Origin of the sequence: Chromobacterium sinusclupearum, from assembly GCF_002902845.1 — a bacterium.
GTDB lineage: Bacteria > Pseudomonadota > Gammaproteobacteria > Burkholderiales > Chromobacteriaceae > Chromobacterium > Chromobacterium sinusclupearum.
This window is the reverse complement of sequence record NZ_PPTF01000034.1, coordinates 1-288: the sequence shown is the minus strand read 5'-3', so window position 1 is coordinate 288 and position 288 is coordinate 1. Positions and strand designations below refer to the sequence as shown.

Annotated in this window: 1 protein-coding gene; it reads right to left on the bottom strand. The window is 68.4% G+C overall.

The window, feature by feature from the left end:
* Positions 1–288: hypothetical protein (locus C2134_RS21530; protein ID WP_158248740.1), on the bottom strand; the 288-nt coding region annotated here is incomplete at both ends.

Genomic DNA, 288 nt, shown 5'->3' with positions numbered 1-288 from the left:
GTGCCGCTGGCGCTGCCGGCGGAGGAGACATTGCCCAAGGCATTGGTCTGGGTGGCCGACACGCTGACCGCCTGGCCATTGGCCGGTTCCGGCAGGCTGAGGGTCAACACCCCATTGGCGTAGTGGCCGGAAACCGCCACGCTGCTGCTGGTGACGGCGCCATTGCTATGCACGGTGACGGTGCTGTTGGCGCTGCCGTCGCTGATGGTGACCAGGGCGCTGCCGCCGGCGCTGAGATTGGCGGCGCTGAGATTGATGGTGGCTTGGACGTGGCCGCCCGCCAGATCG